Genomic DNA, 257 nt, shown 5'->3' with positions numbered 1-257 from the left:
CGAAATGGGACCGCTTTACAGCCTGCTGAACGTCGTGCGGGTCGGCCAGGTGCATCTGTTCTACCTGGCCCGGCTGCGGTCGCCCGACTTCAACCCCGGGCCCGAATCACTGGAGGCGCGCCTGTTCGCGGAAGACGAGATCCCCTGGGACGACATCGCCTTCAAGACGACCCGCGAGACCCTGCGCCTGTACTTTGACGACCGACGTGCAGGGCAAGGCTTCCCGCTGCACACGCTCGACATCGCCTGACGGCTTC

At 65.4% G+C, this 257-nt stretch carries 1 protein-coding gene; it reads left to right on the top strand.

Annotation, left to right across the window (positions count from 1 at the left end; all coding sequences use genetic code 11):
* Positions 1 to 250, top strand: a 250-nt coding sequence (locus tag ACX3VQ_RS13030) for an NUDIX hydrolase (protein WP_462581473.1), incomplete at its 5' end; no start/stop codon positions are given.
* Positions 251 to 257 lie beyond the last annotated feature (7 nt).

The organism is Altererythrobacter chaiwopuensis (assembly GCF_054957735.1).
Note: the sequence above shows the minus strand (reverse complement) of the source record. Positions and strands in the feature narration are given on the sequence as shown.